Below are 23,775 nucleotides of genomic sequence, written 5' to 3'. Positions count from 1 at the left end.
GTGTGGGGGGCGGTGACGATGACCGTCGGGTACCTGGTGGTCGCCGCCGGCGTCGTGGCGCTGACCGTGTCGGGGGCGTCGAGTGCGGCGCCGCTCCAAGCGGCCGTCCGGCTGCCGCTGTTCGCCGCTGGCGTCACGCTGGTGGCGGCGTTCGCGGCCGGCGACGGGCGGGTGAGGGCAGCGGCCAGGGCCGCGCTCGCCGGGACCGTGGCCTGCTGTGGCGCCGGCGCGCTGCTCGCCGCCGGGGCGCTGCTGAGCCACGCCGGTGTCGCCCAGGAGGTGTTCGCCGGACTGACGAACGACTGGGCCGGCCGGGTCGGGGTGCTGCTGCTGGCCAGCACGCTGGCCCCGAACGCGGCGGTGTGGGCGGCGTCCTACGGCCTGGGGCCCGGGTTCACGCTCGGCGCGGGGAGCCTGGTCGGTCCGCTCGCGGTGCGCGGGGAGCCGGCGTTGCCGGACTTCCCGTTGCTGGCCATGGTGCCCTCGGCGCCGCACGCCGAGCCCTGGGCGTGGGCGGTCACCGCGTCGGTGCCGGCGGCCGTGGTGCTGGTGGTGGCGTGGTTCGTGGCGCACTCCGCCGCGCCGGTGGCCGGTTCGCGGGCGCTGGCCGACGGCTGGTTCGCGACGGCCGGCACCGCGCTGCTCGCCGCCGTCGGCGCCGGGGTGGCCATGGGGGGCCTGGCGACGTTCGCCGGCGGGCCGCTCGGCACGGCCGCGCTGGCCGAGTTCGGCCCCGACCGCTGGCTGGTCGCCCTGGCCGCCGCGGCCTGGACCGCGGCCCTCGCCACCCCGCTCGCGCTGGTGTTGCGCGCCTGGCGGCTGCGCGCCGCGAAGCGGCCTCTGGAGGAGCGGCTGCTGGACGAGATCCGGCTCAGCCCGGCTCGCCGAAGTAAGGGCGGAGTTCGCTGGGCAACAGGGTTTCGCAAGACGCACGGGATGGGGTGGTCAGAGCGTCGTTGACGCAGTCGAAGTAGTCCTTGTACACGAGTTGGAGCGTGTACGAGGCGCCGACCAGCAGCAGGGCGACGCCGGCCAGCACCACCCCGGAGATCGCGGACGCCCGCCCCGGGGACGATCCCTGCCTGGCCTTGGCGGCGCCGGCCGGCGCCTGACCCGAGGGGCCCGGCTCCGGCGCCGGCGCCGGAGCCGGCGTGCCGCCCTGGAGGGCGGCGACCCGGCGGTCCCTGGCCTCGGGGCTCTGCCGGGGGCCGCCGCGCAGCGAGCTGATGCCCCAGTAGAGGGCGAGCGAGCCGAGCAGCAGCGCCAGCCACTCCCAGCCGAGGGCGGCCGTGAGCACACCCCACATGCCGGCCAGCATCGCGTAGCGCGCGTGCCGTTGGGCCGGGTCGGAGGGGTCCCAGCGCCCCGGTCCCGCCGGGCCGCCGCCCGATCCGCCGTCCTGGCCGCCCGACGGCTCGCCCCAGCGCCCGCTGCCGCGGCGCGGCTGTCGGCTGCTCCACTGGCTGCCCCAGCGCTGACGTTGGTCGTCCTGCCGGCCGTTCGTGTCGCGGTCCTCGCCGCGGTCCCCGTCGCCGCGCCGGCCGCCGTCCTGTCCTTCGCCGTCGAGGTGACGTGGCTGCCACGGGCGGTCTGGCGCTCCCTCGGGCGGCGGAGCGAAGGGGTTGTGCTCCTCGCCCGGCCCGTCCGGGCGGTCGGAGGCACGGCGTCGGTCCGTCATCGTGGTAGTCGAGTCTCCCTGGTAGATGCGTTCCCTCGACCGTACCTGGAGCGCACCGCCCCACGGGACGGGGGGAGTGAGGCGTGCCGGTATCGTTGCCGGGGACTCCCCGCGGCCGCGGTGCCGGTGTGCGGGGCTCGCAGCAGAGATACAGAGAGAGTTAGTTTTCGCCGTGCCTCTTCCCGCTGAGCCGGCGGCGCCGGCGCGCGTCGTCGTTCTGGTATCCGGTTCGGGCACCAATCTCCAGGCCCTGCTCGACGCGGTGGCCGAGCGTGGCCCCGGGTACGGCGCCGCGGTGGTGGCCGTCGGCGCGGACCGCGGCGGCATCGAGGGCCTGCGGCGCGCCGAGCGCGCCGGGCTGCCGACGTTCGTGTGCCGGCTGAAGGAGCACGCGACCCGCGAGGAGTGGGATCGGGCGCTGGCCGACGCGGTGGCCGAGCACCGGCCCGACCTGGTGGTCTCGGCCGGTTTCATGAAGATCGTCGGCGCCGGGTTCCTGGCCCGGTTCGCGGGCCGCGTCGTCAACACGCACCCGGCGCTGCTGCCCAGCTTCCCCGGCGCGCACGCGGTGCGGGACGCGCTCGACCACGGCGTGCGGGTCACCGGCTGCACGGTGCACTTCGTCGACGCGGGCGTGGACAGCGGGCCGATCATCGCGCAGCGGGCCGTGCCCGTCGAGGACGCGGACGACGAGGCCGCGTTGCACGAGCGCATCAAGGACGTCGAGCGGGAGCTGCTCGTCGAGGTCGTGGGGCGGCTCGCCCGGGACGGCTACAGCATCGAGGGACGGAAGGTGTTTATCCCATGACCGGCGAACACGTCGAGCAGGAATCGCGGCGGCCGGTGCGCCGGGCGCTGATCAGCGTCTACGACAAGACCGGCCTCACCGAGCTGGCCGCCGGGCTGCACGCGGCCGGGGTGACGCTGGTCTCCACCGGCTCCACGGCGAAGACCATCGCGGCGGCCGGGGTGCCGGTCACCGAGGTGGCGGACGTCACGGGCTTCCCCGAGGTGCTCGACGGCCGGGTGAAGACGCTGCACCCCCGGGTGCACGCCGGGATCCTGGCGGACCAGCGTCTCGAGGCGCACCGCGCGCAGCTGGCCGAGCTCGACATCGAGGCCTTCGAGCTCGTGGTGGTGAACCTCTACCCGTTCCGGAAGACCGTGGAGTCGGGTGCCTCCGTCGACGAGTGCGTGGAGCAGATCGACATCGGCGGCCCCTCGATGGTGCGCGCGGCGGCCAAGAATCACCCGTCCGTGGCGGTGGTCGTCGATCCGGCGCGCTACCCCGAGGTGTTGGCCGCCGTCGAGGGCGGCGGCTTCGACCTCGCCGGGCGGCGGCGGCTCGCGGCCAGGGCGTTCCAGCACACCGCTGAGTACGACGTGGCGGTCGCCGGCTGGTTCGCGCGGCTCGACGCCCCCGAGGGCGAGCCGTTCGCTTCGAGCGCCAACCTCACCTTCACCCGGCGGCAGGTGCTGCGGTACGGCGAGAACCCGCACCAGGCCGCCGCGCTCTACGTGGACGGCGGGGGCTCGGGGCTGGCCGCCGCCGAGCAGCTGCACGGCAAGGAGATGTCGTACAACAACTACGTCGACACCGACGCCGCGCGCCGCGCCGCCTACGACCACGAGGCGCCATGCGTGGCGATCATCAAGCACTCCAACCCCTGTGGCATCGCGGTCGGTTCCGACGTGGCCGAGGCGCACCGCAGGGCGCACGCCTGCGACCCGCTGTCCGCGTACGGCGGCGTGATCGCGGTCAACCGGCCGGTGTCGGTGGCGATGGCCGAGCAGGTGGCGGAGATCTTCACCGAGGTCATCGTGGCCCCCGGCTACGAGGACGGCGCGGTCGAGGTGCTGGCCAGGAAGAAGAACATCCGGGTGCTGCGCTGTCCCGAGGCGCCGGCCGCGGAGATCGAGTACCGGCCGGTGGACGGCGGCAGCCTGGCGCAGGTCACCGACCGGCTCCAGGCCGAGGGTGACGACCCGGCCGGGTGGCGGCTGGCCACCGGCGAGCCGCTGGGGGCCGCCGAGCTGGCCGAGCTGGCCTTCGCCTGGCGGGCCTGCCGGGCGGTGAAGTCCAACGCGATCCTGCTGGCCAGGGACGGCGCCACGGTCGGCGTCGGGATGGGCCAGGTCAACCGGGTGGACTCGGCCCGGCTCGCCGTGCGGCGGGCCGGCGCGGAGCGGGCGGCGGGCTCCTACGCGGCGTCCGACGCGTTCTTCCCCTTCCCCGACGGCCTCGAGGTGCTGACCGAGGCCGGGGTCAGGGCGGTCGTCCAGCCGGGCGGATCGGTCCGCGACGAGCAGGTGGTCGAGGCGGCGAGGGCGGCCGGGATCACCATGTACCTCACGGGCACCCGGCACTTCTTCCACTGAGTGCCACGGCCGAGCCGGCCGTGGCACTCAGGGTTGTGGTCGGTGCAGGAGGTTGACGACGATCTCGTGCAACACCTCGTGGTCGCGCGGGTCGTGGAGGCGGTAGGGGCCGCCGTCGATGGTGTACCACTCGGCGGCCCCCGCGTAGCGGACGCGCAGGGTCAGCGTGCCGTCGTCAGCGGCGCCCGTGTGGAGCTCCAGCTCCCCGGTGATCACGCCGACCTCTCTGGTCATCACCCCGCCGCGAGGCGCGGTGAAGACGGAGTACCTGTCGCTCATGCCTCCACTTCATACCGGTTGGCTCAGCAGGAGTTGAGCATCTCGCCCAGCGCGTCGAACTCGTCCTGTTCGAGGGTCAGCTCGTAGACGTGCTTCACGTGGATCCACATCTCCGCGTAGACGCAGTGGAACCCGGCGGCCGGCGGCTGCCAGTCGGCCGGGTCCTGGTCGCCCTTGGAGCGGTTGGAGGCGGCGCTCACCGCGATCAGCTGGGACGTGGTGAGGTCGTTGGCGAACTGCCGGCGGACGTCCCTCGTCCACTCGTCGGCGCCGGAGCGCCAGGCCTCCGCCAGCGGCACGACATGGTCGATGTCGAGTTGGGACGGTTTGGTCCAGGTGGTGTCGTCGTAGGGGCTGAACCAGGTGCCGGCGACGGGCGTACAGGTGCCGGGCGTCACCTCGACGTTCTCGCCGTCGCGGATCAGCACGGTCTGCCGGGTGGTGCAGCCGTTGACGGTGATCCAGTGCGGGAACTCGGCGCGCGAGTAGCCCGCCATCGAGTGGTCGGGCGCCACGGTGAGGGCGGCGAGTTCGGCGCGGGCCTCGGCTTCGTCGGGGATGTCGGGCGGGAGGGCCCCGGCCTGACCCGCGGTGGCCAGCGTGAGCAGCAGCGCGGCGACGAGGGCCGTGAGCAGCGCGGTCAACCGGCGTGTGCGTGAGGTGAGTTGAGGGTGGTGCATCAGGAACCTCCGGAGAGAGGTGGAGAGTTGCCTGATGACCGGTCTACCCGAATTGTGTCGTGCTCATGATCGACAACGGCTGTCGGCCGAAGCGCCCCTGGCACGCGAACGCCCCCGTCGCACACCGGAGTTCGACCGGCGTGCGACGGGGGCGGGTGACGGCTGTCGACTCGTAGGGAGTCAGACGGCCAGTGCGACCTGGGTGTTCTGCGGCGGGCTGCCGTAGTGCTTGGTCACCTTGTTCAGCTCCAGCTGGCAGTAGAGCGCGTAGAAGCCGACGAGGCCGATCAGCAGCCCGACGACCGGGTTCGCGGTCGGCGGCAGGCCGGCGACCCGCTGGGTCTCGGCGATCCGCTTGACCGTGTTCCAGACCGACAGGATCGGCGGCACGATCAGGATCGCGCCCAGGGTGATGGCCAGCAGAGTGGTGCCCGGGCTCTGCGGACGCCGCCGGTCGAACGCCGCCATCTCCTTGTTGATCCGGTAGTACCAGACCAACACGTAGATGCCGAGGGTCACCAGCGGCAGCAGGATCACCGCGACGAGGTTCCGCTCCTTGAGCATGAACCCGACCCCGGCGGCCTGGCCGCCCGGGGCCATCGGCTGGCCGGGCGCCGGCGCGTACGCGCCGGCCTGCGCCGGCGGGTAGCCGTAGCCGCCGGGCTGCTGCTGGGGCACGACCGCCCCTTGCTGCGGGTACGCCCCTGGCTGCCCGCTGTGCGGCTGTCCCCCGGGGGGCGCCTGGTAGTTGCTCACGACTGCGAGACTCCTGTGCGAACGAGGATGGATCAGAACCAGGGGTTGGCCGACGGACTCCCCGAAACGCGTTCGCTTCCGCCCCCGGAATCCGCCGACGCGCCATTGGACCGCCGGCACCCGGACCCCGTCCAGCCGGACCGGGTCTCTGTGGCGAAGCTGAGACATAGGGCCCGTCCCGCCGGCCCGGTACCGGATTCGATTCCGGGGGCGGCCATCCGGGAGAATGGACGCCATGAGCGCCCAGATTCTCGATGGCAGGGCGGCCGCGGCCGCGATCAAGTCAGACCTCACGGCGCGGGTGGCCGTCCTCAGGGAGCGCGGCGTCACCCCGGGCCTCGGCACCCTGCTGGTCGGCGACGACGTGGGCAGCCAGAAGTACGTCGCCGGCAAGCACCGCGACTGCGCCGCCGTCGGGATCGCCTCCCTCCAGCGCGAACTGCCCGCCACCGCCGGCCAGGCGGAGATCGAGGCCGTCGTCCACGAGCTGAACGCCGACCCGGCCTGCACCGGCTACATCGTGCAGCTGCCGCTGCCGCGCGGCATCGACGTCAACCGGGTGCTGGAGCTCATCGACCCCGCCAAGGACGCCGACGGCCTGCACCCCACCAACCTCGGCCGGCTCGTGCTCGGCCAGCCGGCCCCGCTGCCCTGCACCCCCAACGGCGTGGTCACGCTGCTCCGCAGGAACGGCGTGGAGATCGCCGGCGCCCACGTGGTGGTGGTCGGCCGCGGCGTCACCATCGGCCGCTCCATCCCGCTGCTGCTCACCCGCCGCAGCGAGAACGCCACGGTCACCCAGGTGCACACCGGCACCCGCGACCTCGCCGCCCACCTCCGGCAGGCCGACATCATCGTGGCCGCCGCCGGCGTGCCCCACCTGGTGAAGCCCGAGGACGTCAAGCCGGGCGCCGCCGTGCTCGACGTCGGCGTCAGCCGGGACGAGCACGGCAAGGTCGTCGGCGACGTGCACCCCGGCGTGGCCGAGGTCGCCGGCTGGCTCTCCCCCAACCCGGGCGGCGTCGGCCCCATGACCAGGGCGATGCTCCTGCAGAACGTGGTGGAGGCCGCCGAGCGCGCCACCGCCGTGGTGGGAGGGTGACGGCCGTGGGCGGCACCGGACAGGGACAGGGACAAGGACAGGGGCAGGGCGTCGGCTGGCTCGGCCGCTGGCGGGTGCCGGAGAAGTACCGCACGCGCGACACCGCGCGCCCCGAGGGCGGCGAGCGCACGGCGCCGGGCAGCGCTCCGGCGCCGATACGGCAGTGGCCGCTGCTCGCCGTGCTCGGCGGCACGCTGCTCGGGCTGCTCGTCACCCTCGGCGACTTCCGGATCGGGCTGCTGCTCGTCGGCTGCTCGCTGCTCGGTGGCGCCGCGATGCGGGGCTGGCTGCCGGCCGTCGGGATGCTGGCGGTGCGCTCCCGGTTCACCGACGTGCTGACCTACGGCGTGGCCGGCGCGCTGATCACCCTGCTGACGCTGATGGCCGAGCCGCGGCCGTGGCTCGAGGTGCCGTTCCTCAACGACGTGCTGCGGTTCTCCGCCGGCTGACCGGCGCCCGGACAGGACCTACTCCAGCCAGCCGGCGACCGTGTCCGGGTGCTCGGTGACCCACCGCTCGGCCGCGGCCGCCGGGGTCAGGCCCTCGCCGGCGATCAGCTCGGCGACGGCGTTCTGGTCCTCGGCGGTCCAGGAGAACCGCCGCAGGAAGTCGACGGCCGCCGCGTCGCCCACCTCGGCGAACTCGGCGTTCAGGTACTTCTGCAGCGAGATCTTCGGGTAGTAGTCGGGCAGCCGCACCTCGGTCAGCGAGACCTCGGCGCTCAGCCAGTGCGGCTCCCAGAAGTACGTCAGCAGCGGCTCGCCCGCCTCGGCGGCGTCCGCGATCTCCGTGACCAGCGCGTCCTCGCTGCCGGCCGCCACCGGCTGGAAGTCCAGGCCCAGGTCGTCGACGATCGTCGCGTCCCGGGTGGCGTACCCCGGGTCGGCGTGCAGCAGCCGGCCGCCGAGGTCGCCGGCGAAGTCGTTCAGGTTCCGCCAGTCGAGCACCGACGGGTTGGCCTCGGCGAAGTCGTCGGAGACGTACCAGCCGACGTGGCCCGTGATGCCCAGCTCACCGGCCTCCACCACCGTCTCCTTGCGGTCGACGTACAGCTCGACCTGCTCGGGCAGCGCGCCCCAGTCCTCCAGGATCGCCTGCACGCTGCCGTCGGCCAGCTGCTGCCAGGCGTCCCGCTGGCTGATCTCCACGGCCCGCACCGGGACGTCCAGCTCGTTCTCCAGCACGTAGGCGGCCACCGCGGCGTTCGCCTGCCCGCCCGGCCACTCCGGCACCGCGATCACCAACGGCTCCCGCTCGTCCTCGGCCAGCCGCTCCGTCATCCCCTGGGCCAGGTCGCAGCCGCTCACCGCCAGCAGGCCCAGGGCACCCACCCCGGCGAACAGGGGATGACGTATCCGCATGGTGTGGAGTCCTTCGGAGGTGTGGCGGCGGTGGTGGGACGAGGTGCGCGTGCTGTGCGTGGACTCGCCTGGGATGCAGTGTGGCCCCGACCGCAGGTCCGGGGCCACCACTCACGCACGAGGAATCGGGAAACCGGGGAATCTCCGCGTCTCTCCCGCCCGCCGGTCGATCAGATGAGGCCGAGCCCGCGCACGGCGTCGCGCTCCTCGGCCAGCTCCTTGACCGAGGCGTCGATCCTGGTGCGGGAGAACTCGTTGATCTCCAGGCCCTGGACGATCGAGTAGGAGCCACCGGCCGTGGTCACCGGGAAGGACGAGATCAGGCCCTCGGGCACGCCGTAGGAGCCGTCCGACGGGATCGCCATCGACGTCCAGTCGCCCTCGGCCGTGCCGTTGACCCAGGTGTGGACGTGGTCCACGGCCGCGTTGGCCGCCGAGGCCGCCGAGGACGCGCCCCTGGCCTCGATGATGGCGGCGCCGCGCTTCGCGACGGTCGGGATGAACTCGTCGGCCAGCCACTTCTCGTCGTCGATCACCTCGGCGGCGTTCCGGCCGGCGATCTCGGCGTGGAAGACGTCCGGGTACTGGGTGGCCGAGTGGTTGCCCCAGATCGTCAGCCGACGGATCTCGGACACGCTGCTGCCGGTCTTCTTCGCCAGCTGGGTGAGCGCCCGGTTGTGGTCGAGCCGGGTCATCGCGGTGAACCGCTCGGCCGGCACGTCGGGCGCCGCGGCCTGGGCGATCAGCGCGTTGGTGTTGGCCGGGTTGCCCACCACCAGGACCTTGATGTCGTCGGCCGCGTGGTCGTTGATCGCCCTGCCCTGTGGCTTGAAGATGCCACCGTTGGCCTCGAGCAGGTCCCCGCGTTCCATACCCTTGGTGCGCGGCCGGGCGCCGACCAGCAGCGCCACGTTGGTGCCGTCGAAGGCCACGTTCGGGTCGTCGGTGATGTCGACGCCGGCCAGCAGCGGGAAGGCGCAGTCGTCCAGCTCCATGGCGGTGCCCGCGGCGGCCGACAGCGCCGGCGTGATCTCGAGCAGCCGCAGCCGGACGGGAACGTCCTGGCCGAGGAGCTGGCCGGAGGCGATGCGGAACAGCAGCGCGTAGCCGATCTGGCCGGCCGCTCCGGTGACGGTTACGTTGACGGGGGCGCCGGGGGTGCCGGGGGTGCTTGCCATGTGTGGCCTTCCGAAGTCGGACTCGGACAGTTCAGACAGCTCAGACAGCGAGATCCTTAGGTCCGCCCGTCAGGTTAACCGACGCCCCGGGGGCGGCCGGGATCGGGCTGGCCTCGGAGTGACAGGGACCTGAGAGAATGAACCCATGACCACAGGACGACTGCGTGTGCTCTCCGGCATCCAGCCCACGGCGGGCTCGTTCCACCTAGGCAACTACCTCGGCGCGGTGCGCGAGTGGGTGGCGCTGCAGGAGACCCACGACGCGTTCTACATGGTCGTCGACCTGCACGCGATCACCATTCCGCAGGATCCGGCCGAGCTCCGCGCGTCCACCAGGCTGGCCGCCGCCCAACTGCTCGGCGCCGGCGTCGACCCGGCCCGCTGCACCCTGTTCGTCCAGAGCCACGTGCCCGAGCACACCCAGCTCGCCTGGGTGATGAACTGCCTGACGCGGTTCGGCGAGGCGTCCCGGATGACCCAGTTCAAGGACAAGGCGGCCAAGCAGGGCGCCGAGGGCACCAGCGTCGGCCTCTTCACCTACCCCGTGCTCCAGGCCGCCGACATCCTGCTCTACCACGCCAACCAGGTCCCGGTCGGCGAGGACCAGCGCCAGCACGTCGAGCTCACCAGGGACGTCGGCCAGCGCTTCAACTCCCTCTACGGCGAGACGCTGACCCTGCCCGACGCGTACATCCCCAAGGCCGCGGCCAAGATCTACGACCTCCAGGACCCGTCGGCCAAGATGTCCAAGTCGGCCACCTCCGACAAGGGCGTGGTCTGGCTGATGGACGAGCCGAAGGTCTCCGCGAAGAAGTTCCGCAGCGCGGTCACCGACGCCGGCACCGAGGTGCGCTACGACCCCGAGGCCAAGCCCGGCGTCAGCAACCTGCTCACCGTCTACTCGGCGCTCACCGGGATCTCCGTCGGCGAGATCGAGGAGAAGTTCACCGGCCAGCTGTACGGCCCGCTGAAGGTCGAGGTCGCCGAGCTCTTCGCCGACTGGGTGGCCCCCTTCCGGGCCAGGGTCAACGAGTTCCTCGACGACTCGGCCCAACTCGACGCGATCCTGGCCGAGGGCGCCGCCAAGGACTGGCTGCCGCTGCTGATGGTCGACGGCCACGACCTCGACCCCACCATGGGCTCGGTCGTCTACGCGGCGTTCGCGGCGGCCATGGCCATCGGCCGGTTCAGCGGCGGGTTCGTCATCGACCGCCTCGGCCGCGCCGGCACGGTCAGGGCCAGCGCGGTCTCGGGGGCCGCCGGCCTCGCGCTCGTCATCTTCGCCGACCATCCCGTTCTCGCCGGCGCCGCGGTGTTCTTCTGGGGCCTGGGGGCCGCGCTCGGCTTCCCCATCGCGCTCTCCGCCGCCGGCGACTCGGGGCCGAACGCGACGGCCCGGGTCAGCCTCGTGGCGATGATCGGCTACATCGCCTTCCTCGTCGGGCCGCCCAGCCTCGGCTTCCTCGGCGACCACTACGGGCTGCGGTCCGCCATGATCGCGGTCCTGGTGTTCGTGGCCGCGGCGGCCTTCCTCGCCCCCGCCGTCGGCCGGCGGCCGGCCCGCGCCGGGGCGGAACACCGGGCCGGCGCCGGGCGGTTGGAGGAGACGGCCTGAGGCGCCCCGGCCCCGGCGGGGGCGCGACGGACCGCCGCGCCCCGCCACCGCCCGCTGTCAGCAGGTGCGGCCGACGTACCAGGCGCCGCGCACGTCGCTGGTGCTCCCCAGATGGGTGTCTCCCGGGCCGACGCACTTCTCGTAGTCGGACGCCCAGACGGTGTCGACGTTGATGATGACGCGGCTGCCACTCCCGTTGTCGCAGTGCGTGTAGTAGGCGTCCGCCGAGGTCTGCCAGTAGCCGCACGCCTGGGCGGCGGCGCTGGTCGGGGTGATCGGCAGTGTGCAGGCGGCGACCGCCGCGGTGACGAGCAGGCTCCGAACCGCGTATCGCATGATTCCTCCCGTTTCACGTTTTCGGATGTGATGTGGGGACATCACCTGTTGATCATGCGAGGCGCCGTCGTCCGCCGCCAAGGGAGTGATCGACGGTGCCCGAGGCACGCGAGGGGCGCATGTGCGATGTTCGAGCGCCCGAGGAGGTCGTGACAGACCGTCAGCTCCGGCCCTTGGGGCGGCCACGGTCCGGTGTCAGAGGGCCCGGGTAGCCTCGAACGCGGTCGGGGTCGAGGGGTGGGTGACGGTGGGGAGCGTTCGCACATGGGCAGCGGCGAGGGGTTCACGCAGATCACGCTCGCTCCGCTGGGCCAGAAGCCCCGCAAGCCGCTGATCACGCCGGCATGGCGGTATCTGCGCGGGGCGCACGGCAGCGTCCAGGGAATCTTCGACGGCCTGTCGGTGGTGCGCCGGGCCCGGGCCGAGGCCAGGGAGGAGTTCCGGGGCCGGCTGGGGCAGGACCAGGAGGATCTGCTGCGCGCCGCCCTCGTGTTCACCTCCAGCGGGCTCGACGCGTGCTGCAAGCGGCTCGTCCGCGACGTGACGCCGGCGCTGATCGAGTGCAACGCCGACGCGGCCCGGAAGTTCGACCACTACCTCCGGGGGCAACTCGCGGGCTCGTCGAAGGAGTTCGCCGCGGCCGTGCGCGGCAGGGCGCCACGTCCGGCGATGATCGAGCTCTACGTGGCGGCGCGCACCAGCGCCAGCACGCAGGGCAGCGGCGACCTGCGCGGCCGGGTCAGGGACACCCTGGGCATACCGAACAGCGCCGTCTCCGGGCAGCGGTTGGCGGAGCTCGACCCGTTCTTCACCGCGCGGAACGAGATCGTGCACGCCATGGACTACGAGAGTCCGAACGGGATGGGCGCCAAGCGGCACGCCCGGCAGATGGACTGGGTGCGCGCCCAGTGCGACCTCGTGTTCGCCGTCGCCCAGGAGCTCATCGTCGGCGCCGCGGCGAACCTGCCCCGGCGCTGACACCCCCGCCCGGCCGCCGGCCGCCATGTCACGGATCCGGTGCGTCCGCTCGTCTCCCTGGCACAAGCGGTGAATCGTGAGACTGATGAGGCGATGAGGCGATGAGGCGATGAGCCGACGAACGGAAGGCGGGCGCCATGCGCGTACTGGTGACGGGGGCGGCGGGCAGGCTGGGGCGGGCTCTGCTGCCCGGGCTGGTCGCGGCCGGGCACGACGTGCGGGCGATGAGCCGCCGGGAGCGGCCGGCCGGCGGTGACGCGGCGTGGGTGCGGGCGAACCTCGCCACGGGCGAGGGCGTCGCCCGGGCGCTCGACGGCGTGGACGCGGTGGTGCACCTGGCGGCGGCGCCCTACCGGGGCCGCTACACGGACCGGGTGGAGGTGGCCGGCACCTCGCGGCTGCTCGGGGCGGCCGCACCGGCCGGCGTCGGCCACCTCGTGTACGTGTCGATCGCCGGCTGCGACCGGATTCCCTGGGGGTACTTCAGGACCAAGGTGCGTACCGAGGCGCTGCTCGCCGGTGGCGGCCTGCCCTGGTCGGTCGTCAGGTCGACGCAGTTCCACTCGTTCGTCGACCAGGCGCTGACCCTCGCCGCGCGAACCGGCGTGCTGCTCGCGGACCCGGGGATCACGGCGCGACCGGTCGACGTGACGGACGTCGCGGACCGGCTGGTGCGGCAGGTCGGCGACGGCCCGTCGGGCGGCGTCGAGGACTTCGTCGGGCCCGAGGTGCTCGGCCTGGCGGACGCCGTCCACCGGTGGCGCGCGGCCCGGGGGCTGCGGCGGCCGGTGGTGCGGCTGCGGGTGCCGGGGCGCCTGGGCCGGGAGTTCAGGGCCGGGCACCTCGCCGGCGGTACCGGCGAGGCGGGGCGGATCACCTGGGACGCGTACCTGGCCACCCGCTACGGGTGAGCCGGACGCCGGCCGGTGGGCCGGTCAGTCCGGTCAGTCCGTCAGGACCTCGATGTCCGCGTGGGTGTCGTAGAAGCAGAGGTGGTCCGCGATCCCCGCCGCCTCGGGCAGCGGCTCGGGGTAGGCCCAGGCGACGTCGGAGACCGGCCCGTCCTCGCCCAGGAAGGTCCAGTAGGACGCGGTCCCCTTGTACGGGCAGAAGGTGTGCGTCTCGGTCGGCTCGAACAGCGACATGTCGACATCGCCGCGCGGCACGTAGTAGCGCACCGGCAGGCCCGTCTCGTGGAGCACCGCGGGCCGATCGGTCTCGGCGACCACCCGGCCCCCGATCAGAACGCGGATCCGCTGGTCGCCCCGGGTGATGGTGACCGTGTGCCGAGCGGTGGACATCGACGCTCCCTTCCGTCCCGGACGCCAGGCCGGGATCTCCTGCCGTCGAGGATGCCACGCCTGCCGGGCGCCGGGAGTCACCCGCCGGGTCCGCTCCCACCGGGGCCCGGGGCATCGGCGAGCAGGGCGTCGACCAGGTGGCCGAACAGCGGGCGCCCGAGCCACCCGGCCGGGGCGTCGAACAGCCGGGGCGGCCTCCTGATCCGCGCCTCCTCGCGCCAGGCGACCTCGGACCCGTCGTCCCGGCGGCACACCCCGATCTCGGCCCACCCGGTGACGACCGAGCCACGCTTCTCCAGGCGGCAGTGGCCCCGGCCGTCGTCCGCCGGCGGGCGCCAACCCACCACCTCCATCGGGTCGTCGAAGCCGAACCGCCCGATCCCGGTGCGCGCGACGAGCAGGGTGCCGGGCCGGGTCGGCCCCGGCGGCTCGACGGTGACCCGGGTCAGCGGCAGGTGGGCGCCGTGGCGCGGCCAGTCGGTGAGCCGGCGCCACGCCTCGTCGGCGGGGAGCGTCGAGCGGCGGACGACGACGAAGGGGGCCACGCTCGGATGGTAGTCCGGGCCGCGCCCCCGACCGGTTTGCCGAGGCGGCAACAGCACTCGCCGCGTCGCGTCCGCCGCCACATGCTCGGAACGAGACACCCCTGGAGGAAGAGATGCCACCGCGTTCCACCGTCGCGACCCACCGCCTCGTCCCGTCGCCCGCCGGCCGGATCCACCTGGTCGAGCAGGGCGAGGGGCCGTTGGTACTGCTCGTCCACGGCTTCCCCGAGTCGTGGTACTCGTGGCGCCACCAGCTGCCGGCGCTGGCCGCCGCCGGCTACCGGGCGGTCGCCGTCGACGTCCGCGGCTACGGCAGGTCGTCACGGCCCACCGCCCCGGAGGCGTACCGGATGCTCGATCTGGTGGCGGACGGGGTCGCGGTGGTGGAGGCCCTCGGCGAGCGGACGGCCGTGATCGTCGGCCACGACTGGGGCGCGACCATCGCCGCGAACTCGGCGCTGGTCAGGCCGGACGTCTTCACCGCGGTGGGGTTGCTGAGCGTGCCCTACACGCCACGCGGCGGCCCCCGGCCCAGCGAGATCTTCGCCCGGATGGGCGGTGACGAGGAGTTCTACGTCGCGTACTTCCAGGAGCCGGGGCGGGCCGAGGCGGAGGTCGAGCCGGACGTGCGGGGCTGGCTGGCCGGCTTCTACGCCGCGCTGTCCGCCGACACCATGCCGGCGCCCGGCGCGCCCGACCCGCACTTCGTCTCCCGGGGCGGGACACTGCGGGACCGGTTCCCCGTCGGGGTGCTCCCAGGCTGGCTCGGCGAGGACGATCTCGACGTCTTCGCCGGGGAGTTCGAGCGGACGGGCCTGACCGGGGCGTTGAACCGCTACCGGAACATGGACCGGGACTGGGAGGAGCTGGCCGCCTTCGACGGCGCGGCCATCACCCAGCCCTCGCTGTTCGTGGGCGGCACGTCGGACGCCTCGACCACCTGGCTGTCGGACGCCGTCGCCGCGTACCCGGTGACCCTGCCGGGGCTGGTCTCCTCCCATCTCCTGGAGGGCTGCGGCCACTGGCTCCAGCAGGAGCGCCCCACCGAGACCAACCGGCTGCTGACCGACTGGCTCGCCGCACCGGAGGTGCTGGGCCGTCCGGCGAGCCCGTGAGGCGGGGCCGGCCGGGCGTCACTCAGCAGCCACCCGGCAACTACGCTGTGTAGACAGGGAGTTGGCCGCTCGCTATCGTCGCGGGTGGATCCGGTCGAGGGCCGGGACACGGCAGGAACCGCACCACGACCGCACCACGACCGGAGCACGACCGGAGCAGTGAACGCCGAGTGGGAGGCACCGTCATGCGCATCGCCGGAGCGACCGTGCTGGTGACCGGGGCGGCGGGTGGCATCGGCGGCGCCGTCGCCCGCCGACTCGCCGCCGAGGGAGCCACGTTGGTGGTGTCGGGCCGCCGACCGGAAGCGGTCGAGCCGCTGGCGACCGAGCTCGGCGCCCGGGTCGTCGCCGCCGACCTGGCCGACCGGGAGCAGCTGGAACACCTGGCGCGGGAGTGTCGGGACGTCGACATCCTGGTGGCCAACGCGGCGCTGCCCGGCACCGGCGACCTGCTCGACTACACCCCGGAGCAGATCGACCGCGCCCTGGACGTGAACCTGCGCGCGCCGATGCTGCTGGCCAGGCTGCTGGCGCCGCGGATGCGGGAGGCCGGGCGCGGCCATCTCGTCTTCGTGGGGTCGATGTCGGGGAAGGCCGCCACCCAGCTCTCCACCCTCTACACCGGGACCAAGTTCGGGCTGCGCGGCTTCTCCCACAGCCTCCGACTCGACCTGCGGGCGTCCGGCGTGGGCGTCTCGCTCGTGCAGCCGGGCTACGTCCGGGACGCCGGCATGTTCGCGGCGGCCGGCGAGCCGGTGCCCGGCGGCCTGCCGACCGTCACCCCCGAGCAGGTGGCGGCGGCCGTGGTCCGCGCCGTGGAGCGTGACCTCGGCGAGGTCAACGTGGCGCCGCTGCGGTTGCGGCTGCTCTGCGCGATGGCCGGTCAGTTCCCCAGCCTGGCGGAGCGCGGCGGTCGGCCGGCCCGCACCCGGGACGTGGTGCGGCGCATCGCGGAGGCGCAGCGCGAACGGCGGTGAGTCGTGCGGGCGACGGCCGTCAGGTCGCCCGGCGGCCGCCGGGCCGGTGCGGCCCGGCGAACAGGGCGCCGGAGACCGGCGCGGGGCCGAGGTCGGTCTCGCCGTCGGCGTGGCGCAGCACCCAGTCGTCGAGGTCGAGCGCGGCCTCGTGCGGTTCCCTGACGAGGTGGGACCGCCACCAGTCGGCCCGGCCCGGGGGTTCGGCGGAGCGGGGTTCGGTGGAGCGGAGTTCCGCCCGGAAGCCGGCCTCGGCCGGCGCGAAGTGCTCGCGGGCCGTCCGCGTCGGCAGGCCGAGGGCGTCGCCGACGAGGTGCCAGCCGGCGCCGCCGAGCCGCTCGAACACGGCGGCGGCCGCGACGAACCGCCGCGCGGCGGCGAGCACCCGGGCGGCGTCCGCGAGCGCGGCGCCGAGGGCCCGGGCGGTGCCGTCGGGGTTCAGCTCGTGCGCGCCGACCGGCACGGCGGCGCGTGCCGACTCGGCGAGCCGGCAGGCCTCGTAGGCCATGACCAGCCTGGCCCGTGCCGCGTCCGGGCAGTCGTCGGAGCGGTCGTCGGGGGCCGGTGTGTGGTCGGTGGTGTGCTCGGTGGTGTGGTCCGCCATCGCGGTCAGCCGCGCAGGAAGTAGAGGATGGTCATGGTCACGGCGATGGTCAGGATCACGCCCCGCAGCGCTCCGGGCGGGAGCCGGCGGGCGACGTGGGCGCCGGCGAAGCCGCCGGCCACCGCCCCGGCGAGCATGGCGGTGAGCAGCGCCGGGGTGCGCAGCGCGTCGGACGCGACGAGGAACAGCGCGGTCGCGGCGAGGTAGACGGCCGCGACCTGGGCGACCCGCATCGGGTTGCCGGCCGCCGGGTCGAGGCCGACGCCGATGCTCCACAGGGCGAACATCATGATGCCTACGGCTCCGCCGAAGTATCCGCCGTACACGGCGAGGAAGAACTGGCTGATCAGGATGGCCCGCGGGCTCATCCCGAGCGGGCGGCCGAGCCGCGTGCTCAACACGGTGGAGACCCGCCGCCCGAAGGCGAGGATCACGGTGGCGAAGGCCAGCAGCCACGGCACCGCGGCGTCGAAGGACGCGGCCGGCAGCGCCAGCAGCAGTCCGGCGCCGAGCCCGCCGCCGATCATGCTGACCGCCGTCAGCCTCCCGGTGGGGGTCTCCCCCACCGGGGCCAGTTCGCGCCGGTAGACCCAGGCGCTGGTCACCGAGCCGGGGACGAGGGCGATGGTCGACGAGGCGTTCGCCGTCACCGGGGACAGGCCCGCCGCGACCAGCGCGGGCAACGCCACGAACGTGCCTCCGCCGCCGACGGCGTTCAGCGCTCCGGCGACGACGCCGGCCAGCAGGACGAGCAGGATCTCGGGCACCCACCGAGGATCGCCCGGGGGCCGGTGGCCGCACAATGCGTTATCAACATACCCAGCCTCAGTCTGTGCCATAGGCTGAGGCCGTGCGTTACGACCTGGACGACCTGCGGCTCTTCGTCGCCATCGTCGCGGAGGGCTCGATCACGGCGGGCGCCCGCCGGTCGCATCTGAGCCTCCCCTCGGCAAGCGCCCGGGTGCGCGCGCTCGAACACCACGCCGGCGTCGCGCTGTTGATCCGCGGCCGGCGCGGGGTGCGGCCCACCCCCGCCGGGTTGGCGCTGGCGCGCCACGCGCGTGACGTGCTGGCGCGGACGGCGCGGCTGGACAGCGCGGTCGCCAGCTACACCAGGTCCCCGGCCGCCTCGCTCACTCTGCTCGGCGGCGGCTCGTCGATGCACCGGCTGGTACCGCGGGCACTGGTCTCGTTCCTCGGCGCGCACCCGAACGTCGACGTCACGGTCGCCGAGAGCCGCACCCGGGAGACGGTGCGGAGGCTCGCCGACGGCGAGGCGGACCTGGGCGTGGTGCTGGACGACGAGGCCCACGACTGCGGGCTGCGTCTCGAGCCGCTGGCCGAGGACTCCCTGGTGGTGATCGGCCAGGCCGGCGGGGTGCTCGCCGGTCGGACGGCCCTGTCCTACGGCGAGGTCGCCGAGCATCCGCTGGTCGGGCTCGACGCCGGCTCCTCGCTGCGGCGGTGGATCGAGCGGAACCTCGGTCCGCACGCACCCCTGGTGCGGTACCGCACCACCGTCGCCGACCTCGACGTGCTGGTCACCCTGGTGGCCGCCGGGGTCGGTCTCGCGGTCGTGCCGCGCCGCGTCGTCGACGGCGCCGAGCGGCTCGACGTGTGCGGGCTGCGGGACCCGTGGGCGCGCCGGCACCACCTGCTGGCCTGGGGCGCGACGATCGGCACCGCGTCGCCGGTGACGGAGGCGCTCGCCGAGCACCTGCGCGCGGCGGCGGCGGCCGAACCGGCCGCCCACGGCGCCCACGGCGGCCGCTGAGCACGGCGGCGACGCACGGCGGCGCGCGGCGGCCCGGCGCCCGAGACACCCCCGGCGGTGAAAACCGGTTGCCCGGGGTCCGGGTGGACCGGCCACAATGGGTGACGGAGAGTCACCGAACAGGGGGAGAGAAGGCCATGGGATTCACGGAGCTGCCGGGCGCCCGGGTGCCGATCCGCATGTGGGCGGATCCGGCCGGCGTCGAGGACGGCGCGATGCGGCAGTTGCGGAACACCGCGACGTTGCCGTGGATCCGCGGCCTGGCCGTGATGCCCGACGTGCACTACGGCAAGGGCGCGACGGTCGGCTCGGTGATCGCCATGCAGGGGGCGGTGTGCCCGGCCGCGGTCGGGGTGGACATCGGCTGCGGCATGTCGGCGGTGCGGACCTCGCTCACCGCGAACGACCTGCCGGGCGACCTGTCCCGGCTGAGGTCGAAGATCGAGGAGGCCGTCCCGGTCGGGCGGGCGATGCACGACGAGGCCGTGTCCTCGGCGCGGCTGCACGGCGTGAGCACGACGCGGCTCGACGACCTCTGGTCGCGGTTCGACCGGGTCGCGGAGGCCGTGGCCTTCCGCCGGGACCGGGCGACGAAGCAGCTGGGCACGTTGGGCGGCGGGAACCACTTCGTCGAGGTGTGCCTCGACACCGAGGGCGCCGTCTGGCTGATGCTGCACTCCGGTTCGCGGAACATCGGCAAGGAGCTCGCCGAGTTCCACATCGGGGAGGCGCGGCGGCTGCCGCACAACCAGGGCCTGGTCGACCGGGATCTCGCGGTGTTCGTCGCCGACACCCCGCAGATGGCGGCCTACCGGCACGACCTGTTCTGGGCCCAGGAGTACGCGGCGCACAACCGGGCGCTGATGATGGCGCTGGTCCAGGACGTGGTGCGGAGGGAGTTCCGGAAGGCCGGGCCGCGGTTCGACGAGGTCATCTCGTGCCACCACAACTACGTCGCGGAGGAGCGGTACGACGGCGTGGACCTGCTCGTCACCCGCAAGGGCGCCATCCGCGCCGGCGCGGGCGAGCTCGGGATCATCCCCGGCTCGATGGGCACCGGCTCGTACATCGTGCGGGGCCTGGGCAACGCGGCGTCGTTCCGGTCCGCCTCGCACGGCGCGGGCCGGCGGATGAGCCGGACGGCCGCCAAGCGGCGGTTCACCACCCGCGACCTCGCCGAGCAGACCGACGGCGTGGAGTGCCGGAAGGACAGCGGGGTGGTGGACGAGATACCCGCCGCCTACAAGCCGATCGAGCAGGTGATCGAGCGGCAGCGGGATCTGGTGGAGGTGGTGGCCCGGCTCAAGCAGGTGGTCTGCGTCAAGGGGTGACGCCGGGGGCGGCCGGCCCTCGTGTTGTACTGGCCGCCCGCCCGATCCCCCAGCGGAGGTCGCCCCATGGCCCGGCTCATCGTCCGCACCGGCGCCGACCCGGACGAGCCCCACGTGCCGGTCGTGATGCTGGTCGTCGATCCCGAGGGCTCCCCCGGCGAGCGGGCCGTCGCCCGGCTCGGCGGCCACGGCTACGAGGGGGACGGCGCGTTCTACCTGCCGCGGACCGACGGCTGGGCCGAGCGCGCCCTCGGCGGCGGCCGCCTGGTGGTGGACGTGGTGGTGTGGCCCGCCGTGCTGCCGCGGATCGGGGTCGACGCGGCGTCGTTCCGGCGGCGTTCCGAAGTCGTCCCCGAGGCGGCGCTGGTCCTGCGGGCGGTGGCCGAGGTCGATCCCGCGGCGTACGCGCGGGCGGCGCCGGCCACGGCCGTGTTCACGGCCGGGCCCGGGCGGGCGCTCGACGCCGGGTTCCCCGCCGCTGACGACTGGCCGCTGCTGCTCGCGCCACCGCCCGAGGAATAGGCCGGGTCGGGCGCGCCGGGACGACCGGCGCCCGATGGCCCGTCAGCCGACCGCCACGACCGGACCATTGGTCTAGTCATGCCAACTCGCTCGGTCTAGTCTGATGACGCGAGTCGAATGAGAGCGCTCTCAGTCTCCCTGTTCCCCAACGAGCGACACAAGGAGAACCCCCACATGAGACGCACGTCAGGACTGCGGCTTGGGCTGTCCGCACTGCTGCTGCTCGGCGCCCTGAGCGGGACCGGCGCGGTCGCGGCCGACCGCTCCGCGGCGGACGAGAACGAGGGCGCGAGCGAGGCGATCGTGGAGGCGATGAGCCGCGACTTCGGTCTGACCGAGGCGCAGGCGCGCGAGCGGCTGCGGGCCGAGACCGCGGCGGCCGGCATCGAGGAGGACGCCAGGCAGGCCGCCGGCGCGTCGTTCGGCGGCGCCTGGTTCGAGGCGGACACCGGCGAACTGGTCGTCGCGGTGACGGATCGGGACCTGGTCGGGGCCGTACGTGCGACGGGCGCGGAGGCCGAGGTCGTCCGGCACAGCGAGGCGGAGCTCACCGCCACGTTGGAGGCCGTCGACGGGCTGGCGGAGCGTTCCGGGGCCCCCGCGGGAGTGGCCAGCTGGCGGGTGGACCCGCGGGCCAACGGCGTGGTGGTGAGCGTCGTCGAGGGCGAGGCACAGGACCCGGCGGTCGCCGCGTTCCTCGCCGACGCCGGCCGCCAGGGGCCGGTCACCGTCGAGGAGACCGCCGACCGGGCGCCGGAGACCTTCGCCGCGGGCACCGTCGGCGGGGACCCGTTCTACACGGGCAACGTGCGCTGTTCCATCGGCTTCTCGGTGCACGGCGGCTTCGTCACCGCCGGGCACTGCGGCCGCCCCGGCCAGGCGGTCTACGGCTGGGACCGCTCGCTGGTCGGGTACATCCAGGGTTCCTCCTTCCCGGGCAACGACCACGCCTGGGTCAGCGTGGGGAACGGCTGGTGGACGGTGCCGGTCGTGCTGGGCTGGGGCACGGTGTCCGACGCCCTGGTGCGCGGCTCCGCCGAGGCGCCCATCGGCGCCTCGATCTGCCGCTCGGGCTCGACCACGGGCTGGCACTGCGGCGTGGTGCGCGGCAAGAACGAGACCGTCAACTACTCGTCCGGCGAGGTGGTCTACCAGCTGACCAGGACGAGCGTGTGCGCCGAGCCTGGCGACTCGGGCGGCTCGTACATCAGCGGTGACCAGGCCCAGGGCGTCACCTCGGGCGGCTACGGGAACTGCTCGAGCGGCGGCGAGACCTGGTACCAGCCGCTCAACGAGATCCTGTCGACCTACGGGCTGACGCTGCACACCGCGTGAGCCGGTGGCCGTCGCCGCGCCCGCGGGGGCGCGGCGACGGCCCACCCCACGGTGAGCTTTCACGCCAACGGCGCCTCCCGCTTGGAGAACCGGGGCCGACCTCGTAGCGTCAACCCCCGGACTCCATTCCGGAAGGAAGTCATCGCTCATGATCCGAAAGGCCGTCATCCCCGTGGCGGGGCTCGGTACTCGGTTGCTGCCGCTCACCAAGGCACTGCCCAAGGAGATGCTGCCGATCCTCGACAAGCCCGTGCTCCAGCACACCATCGAGGAGTTGGTGGCGTCCGGGATCGACGACGTCACCATCGTCGTCTCCACCCGCAAGACCCTGGTGCAGCAGCACTTCGCCCCGGACGAGGACCTCGACCTGCGGCTGCGCGCCGACGGCAAGGTGGCCGCCGCGGACGCGCTGCTCGGGGTCACGAGCATGGCGCGGATCACCTACCTCTACCAGGACGGGCCCTACGGCAACGGCACCCCGGTGCTGAACGCGGCCCGGGTGGTGGGGAACGAGCCCTTCATGGTGCTGTGGCCGGACGACGTCTTCACCTCCGAGGTGCCCCGCGCCCAGCAGCTGCTCGACGCGTACGAGCGCACCAGGGCACCGGTGTTGAGCCTGATGCCCATGGAGCCGGAGGAGTCGCACCGGTACGGCGTGCCGATCGTGCGCGAGGAGCTGGGCGGCGGGCTGATCCGGATCGACGGCCTGGTGGAGAAGCCCAAGCCGCAGGACGCGCCCTCGGCCTACGCGGCGATCGGCGGCTACGTGATCACCCCGGGGATCGTGGCGGAGCTCGAGCGTCTCACCGACCGGCACCGGTCGCGGCCGGACGGGGAGATCGGCCTGTCCGACGCGATCCACCGGCACGCCGCCGAACACCCGGTCTTCGGCCAGGTGGTGGACGGCACCTGGTGGGACACCGGCAACGCGCTCGGCTATCTGCGTGCCCAGTTCGCGGCGGCGCTCGCCCACCCGGAGTACGGCCCGGAGCTGCGCAAGCTGGCGCTCGGCGACCAGCCCCACGAGTAGTTCCACGAGCCGGCGCACACCGCCCGGGTCACGTCCCTCGGTTTGAAACGTTAGCTCACTCCGTCGGCGCACTTCCGCCCCTCGCGCGCCATCGTTGATGGGGGCGTGATGATGGAGATGCTGTACCGGATCGACGAAGGCGGCGCCGAGATCCTCGACGGGGTCATCGCGTGCTGTGCCGACCTGTTGGAGGAGTTCACCGCCTCCATGGACGAGATCGAGGCGAATTTCGCCAACCACTGGGTCAACGCCCCCGCGCCGTCTCCCGATCGGTGACGGCGGTGCCCGTTCCCGGCCCCGCCCCGGCCGGGAACGGTCCTCGCCACTGACCCTCGCCGCGCGCCGGCCGAACCCGGCATCATGGGGGACGTGAGTGACGAGGGGGAGCCCGACGCGGCGGAACTGGCCCAGCTGTGCCGTGAGTTGAGGGTGCTGCGGGCGATGGCCGAGCGGGCCGGTCTGGGGGACGGGTTCGCGGCGCTGCTGGCGGCCGCCCGGCGCGGCGAGCCGTTGCGCGAACATCTGGCGGCGCTCGGCCCGGTGGGCGCGACGCATCGCGGGGAGCCGCCGGCCGAACTGCCGCCCGACACGGGCCCCGTGGAGCTGTTCGGCACCGGTCCCGGACACGTCGCGGTGGGTGCCTACCGGTGCCCGGTGGGGCGTTGCGCCCGTCGTGAGCGGCCCGGCCCCGAGGACGACCTGCCGCAGTGCGCGCTGCACGGCCGGCCCCTGCGGTTCGAGTGAGGGGCGGGGGGAGCGGCCGGTGAGCACGGTCGTGACGGAGCTCGGGCAGCGGGTGCTCGACCGGTGGGCGGCGCTGCTGGCGCTGCCGGGGCTGCTGTTCGTGGCGGCGGCGTGGGCGGCGCGCGAGCTGGGCCACGGGGGGTTCGCCGATCCGGGGC

28 protein-coding genes and 1 pseudogene are annotated in these 23,775 nt (G+C 73.9%); 18 read left to right on the top strand and 11 right to left on the bottom strand.

The features are described from left to right. Nucleotides 1-960, top strand: a 960-nt coding sequence (locus E1283_RS37075; protein WP_243744657.1) for a cell division protein PerM, incomplete at its 5' end; no start/stop codon positions are given. Here E1283_RS37075 and E1283_RS07100 read toward each other — a convergent pair. Then, complete coding sequence (locus E1283_RS07100; RefSeq protein ID WP_132817036.1) at nt 872-1,678, bottom strand: hypothetical protein; 807 nt, start codon at nt 1,676-1,678, stop codon at nt 872-874. The two genes, E1283_RS37075 and E1283_RS07100, sit on opposite strands and share 89 nt — an antisense overlap. A gap of 172 nt (nt 1,679-1,850) precedes the next feature. Between E1283_RS07100 and purN the strand changes: the two genes are divergently transcribed. Further along, entirely contained in the window at nt 1,851-2,486 is a 636-nt protein-coding gene (purN, locus tag E1283_RS07095) for a phosphoribosylglycinamide formyltransferase (protein WP_243744656.1), read from the top strand. Beyond that, on the top strand, nt 2,483-4,057 hold the full coding sequence (gene purH / locus E1283_RS07090; protein WP_132817034.1) for a bifunctional phosphoribosylaminoimidazolecarboxamide formyltransferase/IMP cyclohydrolase: 1,575 nt from the start codon (nt 2,483-2,485) through the stop codon (nt 4,055-4,057). Before purN ends, purH begins: the two co-directional genes overlap by 4 nt. 27 nt (nt 4,058-4,084) lie before the next feature. On the opposite strand, the gene E1283_RS07085 is transcribed toward purH, so the two are convergent. The 3 genes from E1283_RS07085 to E1283_RS38065 all read right to left on the bottom strand — a co-directional run bounded on the left by E1283_RS07085 (nt 4,085) and on the right by E1283_RS38065 (nt 5,772). Next, nucleotides 4,085-4,336, bottom strand: a complete 252-nt coding sequence (locus E1283_RS07085) for a hypothetical protein (RefSeq protein WP_132817033.1) — start codon at nt 4,334-4,336, stop codon at nt 4,085-4,087. A 23-nt stretch (nt 4,337-4,359) separates the two neighbouring features. Continuing rightward, the gene (locus tag E1283_RS07080; protein ID WP_132817032.1) at nt 4,360-5,016 is read right to left on the bottom strand and encodes an HNH endonuclease family protein; all 657 of its coding nucleotides are present in this window, start codon (nt 5,014-5,016) and stop codon (nt 4,360-4,362) included. A gap of 180 nt (nt 5,017-5,196) precedes the next feature. Next, nucleotides 5,197-5,772 (bottom strand): DUF4234 domain-containing protein, encoded by a 576-nt coding sequence (locus tag E1283_RS38065; protein WP_243744655.1) that lies wholly within the window; start codon nt 5,770-5,772, stop codon nt 5,197-5,199. A 235-nt stretch (nt 5,773-6,007) separates the two neighbouring features. Here E1283_RS38065 and E1283_RS07070 point away from each other — a divergent pair, with 235 nt between their 5' ends. Together E1283_RS07070 and E1283_RS07065 are read left to right on the top strand one after the other, a co-directional pair. Continuing rightward, nucleotides 6,008-6,874, top strand: a complete 867-nt coding sequence (locus E1283_RS07070) for a bifunctional methylenetetrahydrofolate dehydrogenase/methenyltetrahydrofolate cyclohydrolase (RefSeq protein WP_132817031.1) — start codon at nt 6,008-6,010, stop codon at nt 6,872-6,874. Nucleotides 6,875-6,879: 5 nt separating this feature from the next. Then, nucleotides 6,880-7,323: a DUF3017 domain-containing protein gene (locus E1283_RS07065; protein ID WP_341829912.1), complete on the top strand. Its 444-nt coding sequence runs from the start codon at nt 6,880-6,882 to the stop codon at nt 7,321-7,323. Between the two features lie 18 nt (nt 7,324-7,341). Here the strand turns inward: E1283_RS07065 and E1283_RS07060 are convergent, their stop codons facing one another. Both E1283_RS07060 and E1283_RS07055 read right to left on the bottom strand, forming a co-directional pair. Beyond that, nucleotides 7,342-8,235, bottom strand: coding sequence for a glycine betaine ABC transporter substrate-binding protein (locus E1283_RS07060; RefSeq protein WP_132817029.1), 894 nt, complete (start codon nt 8,233-8,235; stop codon nt 7,342-7,344). A 170-nt stretch (nt 8,236-8,405) separates the two neighbouring features. Beyond that, nucleotides 8,406-9,413, bottom strand: coding sequence for a malate dehydrogenase (locus tag E1283_RS07055; RefSeq protein WP_132817028.1), 1,008 nt, complete (start codon nt 9,411-9,413; stop codon nt 8,406-8,408). A 145-nt stretch (nt 9,414-9,558) separates the two neighbouring features. Between E1283_RS07055 and trpS the strand changes: the two are divergent. Both trpS and E1283_RS38585 read left to right on the top strand, forming a co-directional pair. After that, a pseudogene (trpS, locus tag E1283_RS38590) lies at nt 9,559-10,500 on the top strand (tryptophan--tRNA ligase); the annotation flags it as partial. Nucleotides 10,501-10,518: 18 nt separating this feature from the next. Continuing rightward, nucleotides 10,519-11,028: an MFS transporter gene (locus tag E1283_RS38585; protein WP_279571240.1), complete on the top strand. Its 510-nt coding sequence runs from the start codon at nt 10,519-10,521 to the stop codon at nt 11,026-11,028. Nucleotides 11,029-11,085: 57 nt separating this feature from the next. Here the strand turns inward: E1283_RS38585 and E1283_RS07045 are convergent, their stop codons facing one another. Beyond that, the gene (locus E1283_RS07045; protein ID WP_132817026.1) at nt 11,086-11,364 is read right to left on the bottom strand and encodes a DUF6355 family natural product biosynthesis protein; all 279 of its coding nucleotides are present in this window, start codon (nt 11,362-11,364) and stop codon (nt 11,086-11,088) included. A gap of 264 nt (nt 11,365-11,628) precedes the next feature. Here E1283_RS07045 and E1283_RS07040 point away from each other — a divergent pair, with 264 nt between their 5' ends. Both E1283_RS07040 and E1283_RS07035 read left to right on the top strand, forming a co-directional pair. Continuing rightward, nucleotides 11,629-12,342, top strand: coding sequence for a hypothetical protein (locus tag E1283_RS07040; protein WP_132817025.1), 714 nt, complete (start codon nt 11,629-11,631; stop codon nt 12,340-12,342). Between the two features lie 137 nt (nt 12,343-12,479). After that, nucleotides 12,480-13,253, top strand: a complete 774-nt coding sequence (locus E1283_RS07035) for an SDR family oxidoreductase (RefSeq protein WP_132817024.1) — start codon at nt 12,480-12,482, stop codon at nt 13,251-13,253. A gap of 33 nt (nt 13,254-13,286) precedes the next feature. On the opposite strand, the gene E1283_RS07030 is transcribed toward E1283_RS07035, so the two are convergent. After that, nucleotides 13,287-13,643: a DUF427 domain-containing protein gene (locus tag E1283_RS07030; RefSeq protein WP_132817023.1), complete on the bottom strand. Its 357-nt coding sequence runs from the start codon at nt 13,641-13,643 to the stop codon at nt 13,287-13,289. 77 nt (nt 13,644-13,720) lie between these two features. After that, nucleotides 13,721-14,188 carry an SRPBCC family protein gene (locus E1283_RS07025; RefSeq protein ID WP_132817022.1) on the bottom strand — a complete coding sequence of 156 codons (468 nt, stop codon included), beginning with the start codon at nt 14,186-14,188 and terminating at the stop codon, nt 13,721-13,723. A 113-nt stretch (nt 14,189-14,301) separates the two neighbouring features. Here E1283_RS07025 and E1283_RS07020 point away from each other — a divergent pair, with 113 nt between their 5' ends. Together E1283_RS07020 and E1283_RS07015 are read left to right on the top strand one after the other, a co-directional pair. After that, entirely contained in the window at nt 14,302-15,303 is a 1,002-nt protein-coding gene (locus tag E1283_RS07020; protein ID WP_132817021.1) for an alpha/beta fold hydrolase, read from the top strand. Nucleotides 15,304-15,488: 185 nt separating this feature from the next. Beyond that, on the top strand, nt 15,489-16,280 hold the full coding sequence (locus E1283_RS07015) for an SDR family NAD(P)-dependent oxidoreductase (RefSeq protein ID WP_132817020.1): 792 nt from the start codon (nt 15,489-15,491) through the stop codon (nt 16,278-16,280). 19 nt (nt 16,281-16,299) lie between these two features. Here the strand turns inward: E1283_RS07015 and E1283_RS07010 are convergent, their stop codons facing one another. After that, nucleotides 16,300-16,881: a hypothetical protein gene (locus E1283_RS07010; protein ID WP_243744654.1), complete on the bottom strand. Its 582-nt coding sequence runs from the start codon at nt 16,879-16,881 to the stop codon at nt 16,300-16,302. A gap of 5 nt (nt 16,882-16,886) precedes the next feature. Then, nucleotides 16,887-17,648, bottom strand: a complete 762-nt coding sequence (locus E1283_RS07005; RefSeq protein WP_132817019.1) for a sulfite exporter TauE/SafE family protein — start codon at nt 17,646-17,648, stop codon at nt 16,887-16,889. A gap of 83 nt (nt 17,649-17,731) precedes the next feature. On the opposite strand from E1283_RS07005, the gene E1283_RS07000 reads away from it, so the two are divergent. The 7 genes from E1283_RS07000 (at nt 17,732) to E1283_RS06975 (ending at nt 23,617) form a co-directional block, all read left to right on the top strand. Then, nucleotides 17,732-18,655, top strand: a complete 924-nt coding sequence (locus E1283_RS07000) for a LysR family transcriptional regulator (protein ID WP_132817018.1) — start codon at nt 17,732-17,734, stop codon at nt 18,653-18,655. Nucleotides 18,656-18,792: 137 nt separating this feature from the next. Then, a complete protein-coding gene (locus E1283_RS06995) occupies nt 18,793-19,986 on the top strand; it encodes an RtcB family protein (protein WP_132817017.1) in 1,194 nt (397 codons plus the stop codon). A 66-nt stretch (nt 19,987-20,052) separates the two neighbouring features. Next, the gene (locus E1283_RS06990) at nt 20,053-20,508 is read left to right on the top strand and encodes a hypothetical protein (RefSeq protein ID WP_132817016.1); all 456 of its coding nucleotides are present in this window, start codon (nt 20,053-20,055) and stop codon (nt 20,506-20,508) included. 174 nt (nt 20,509-20,682) lie between these two features. Further along, nucleotides 20,683-21,843, top strand: coding sequence for a S1 family peptidase (locus E1283_RS06985; RefSeq protein ID WP_132817015.1), 1,161 nt, complete (start codon nt 20,683-20,685; stop codon nt 21,841-21,843). A 148-nt stretch (nt 21,844-21,991) separates the two neighbouring features. Continuing rightward, nucleotides 21,992-22,873: a UTP--glucose-1-phosphate uridylyltransferase gene (locus E1283_RS06980; RefSeq protein ID WP_132817014.1), complete on the top strand. Its 882-nt coding sequence runs from the start codon at nt 21,992-21,994 to the stop codon at nt 22,871-22,873. A 108-nt stretch (nt 22,874-22,981) separates the two neighbouring features. Then, the gene (locus E1283_RS37070) at nt 22,982-23,149 is read left to right on the top strand and encodes a hypothetical protein (protein WP_165956039.1); all 168 of its coding nucleotides are present in this window, start codon (nt 22,982-22,984) and stop codon (nt 23,147-23,149) included. Between the two features lie 93 nt (nt 23,150-23,242). Next, nucleotides 23,243-23,617: a hypothetical protein gene (locus E1283_RS06975; RefSeq protein WP_132817013.1), complete on the top strand. Its 375-nt coding sequence runs from the start codon at nt 23,243-23,245 to the stop codon at nt 23,615-23,617. Nucleotides 23,618-23,775 lie beyond the last annotated feature (158 nt).

The organism is Streptomyces hainanensis (assembly GCF_004348415.1).
Taxonomy (GTDB): Bacteria; Actinomycetota; Actinomycetes; order Streptomycetales; family Streptomycetaceae; genus Streptomyces; species Streptomyces hainanensis.
This window is presented reverse-complemented; position numbering and strand designations above follow the sequence as displayed.

Bases quoted from the DNA above. Each gene is read 5' to 3' on its own strand.
- E1283_RS07100 (WP_132817036.1), bottom strand. From the start codon at position 1,678: ATGACGGACCGACGCCGTGCCTCCGACCGCCCGGACGGGCCGGGCGAG.
- purH (WP_132817034.1), top strand. From the start codon at position 2,483: ATGACCGGCGAACACGTCGAGCAGGAATCGCGGCGGCCGGTGCGCCGG.
- E1283_RS07085 (WP_132817033.1), bottom strand. From the start codon at position 4,336: ATGAGCGACAGGTACTCCGTCTTCACCGCGCCTCGCGGCGGGGTGATG.
- E1283_RS07080 (WP_132817032.1), bottom strand. From the start codon at position 5,016: ATGCACCACCCTCAACTCACCTCACGCACACGCCGGTTGACCGCGCTG.
- E1283_RS07070 (WP_132817031.1), top strand. From the start codon at position 6,008: ATGAGCGCCCAGATTCTCGATGGCAGGGCGGCCGCGGCCGCGATCAAG.
- E1283_RS07060 (WP_132817029.1), bottom strand. From the start codon at position 8,235: ATGCGGATACGTCATCCCCTGTTCGCCGGGGTGGGTGCCCTGGGCCTG.
- E1283_RS07055 (WP_132817028.1), bottom strand. From the start codon at position 9,413: ATGGCAAGCACCCCCGGCACCCCCGGCGCCCCCGTCAACGTAACCGTC.
- E1283_RS38585 (WP_279571240.1), top strand. From the start codon at position 10,519: ATGGTCGACGGCCACGACCTCGACCCCACCATGGGCTCGGTCGTCTAC.
- E1283_RS07045 (WP_132817026.1), bottom strand. From the start codon at position 11,364: ATGCGATACGCGGTTCGGAGCCTGCTCGTCACCGCGGCGGTCGCCGCC.
- E1283_RS07040 (WP_132817025.1), top strand. From the start codon at position 11,629: ATGGGCAGCGGCGAGGGGTTCACGCAGATCACGCTCGCTCCGCTGGGC.
- E1283_RS07035 (WP_132817024.1), top strand. From the start codon at position 12,480: ATGCGCGTACTGGTGACGGGGGCGGCGGGCAGGCTGGGGCGGGCTCTG.
- E1283_RS07030 (WP_132817023.1), bottom strand. From the start codon at position 13,643: ATGTCCACCGCTCGGCACACGGTCACCATCACCCGGGGCGACCAGCGG.
- E1283_RS07020 (WP_132817021.1), top strand. From the start codon at position 14,302: ATGCCACCGCGTTCCACCGTCGCGACCCACCGCCTCGTCCCGTCGCCC.
- E1283_RS07015 (WP_132817020.1), top strand. From the start codon at position 15,489: ATGCGCATCGCCGGAGCGACCGTGCTGGTGACCGGGGCGGCGGGTGGC.
- E1283_RS07010 (WP_243744654.1), bottom strand. From the start codon at position 16,881: ATGGCGGACCACACCACCGAGCACACCACCGACCACACACCGGCCCCC.
- E1283_RS06995 (WP_132817017.1), top strand. From the start codon at position 18,793: ATGGGATTCACGGAGCTGCCGGGCGCCCGGGTGCCGATCCGCATGTGG.
- E1283_RS06990 (WP_132817016.1), top strand. From the start codon at position 20,053: ATGGCCCGGCTCATCGTCCGCACCGGCGCCGACCCGGACGAGCCCCAC.
- E1283_RS06985 (WP_132817015.1), top strand. From the start codon at position 20,683: ATGAGACGCACGTCAGGACTGCGGCTTGGGCTGTCCGCACTGCTGCTG.
- E1283_RS06980 (WP_132817014.1), top strand. From the start codon at position 21,992: ATGATCCGAAAGGCCGTCATCCCCGTGGCGGGGCTCGGTACTCGGTTG.
- E1283_RS37070 (WP_165956039.1), top strand. From the start codon at position 22,982: ATGATGGAGATGCTGTACCGGATCGACGAAGGCGGCGCCGAGATCCTC.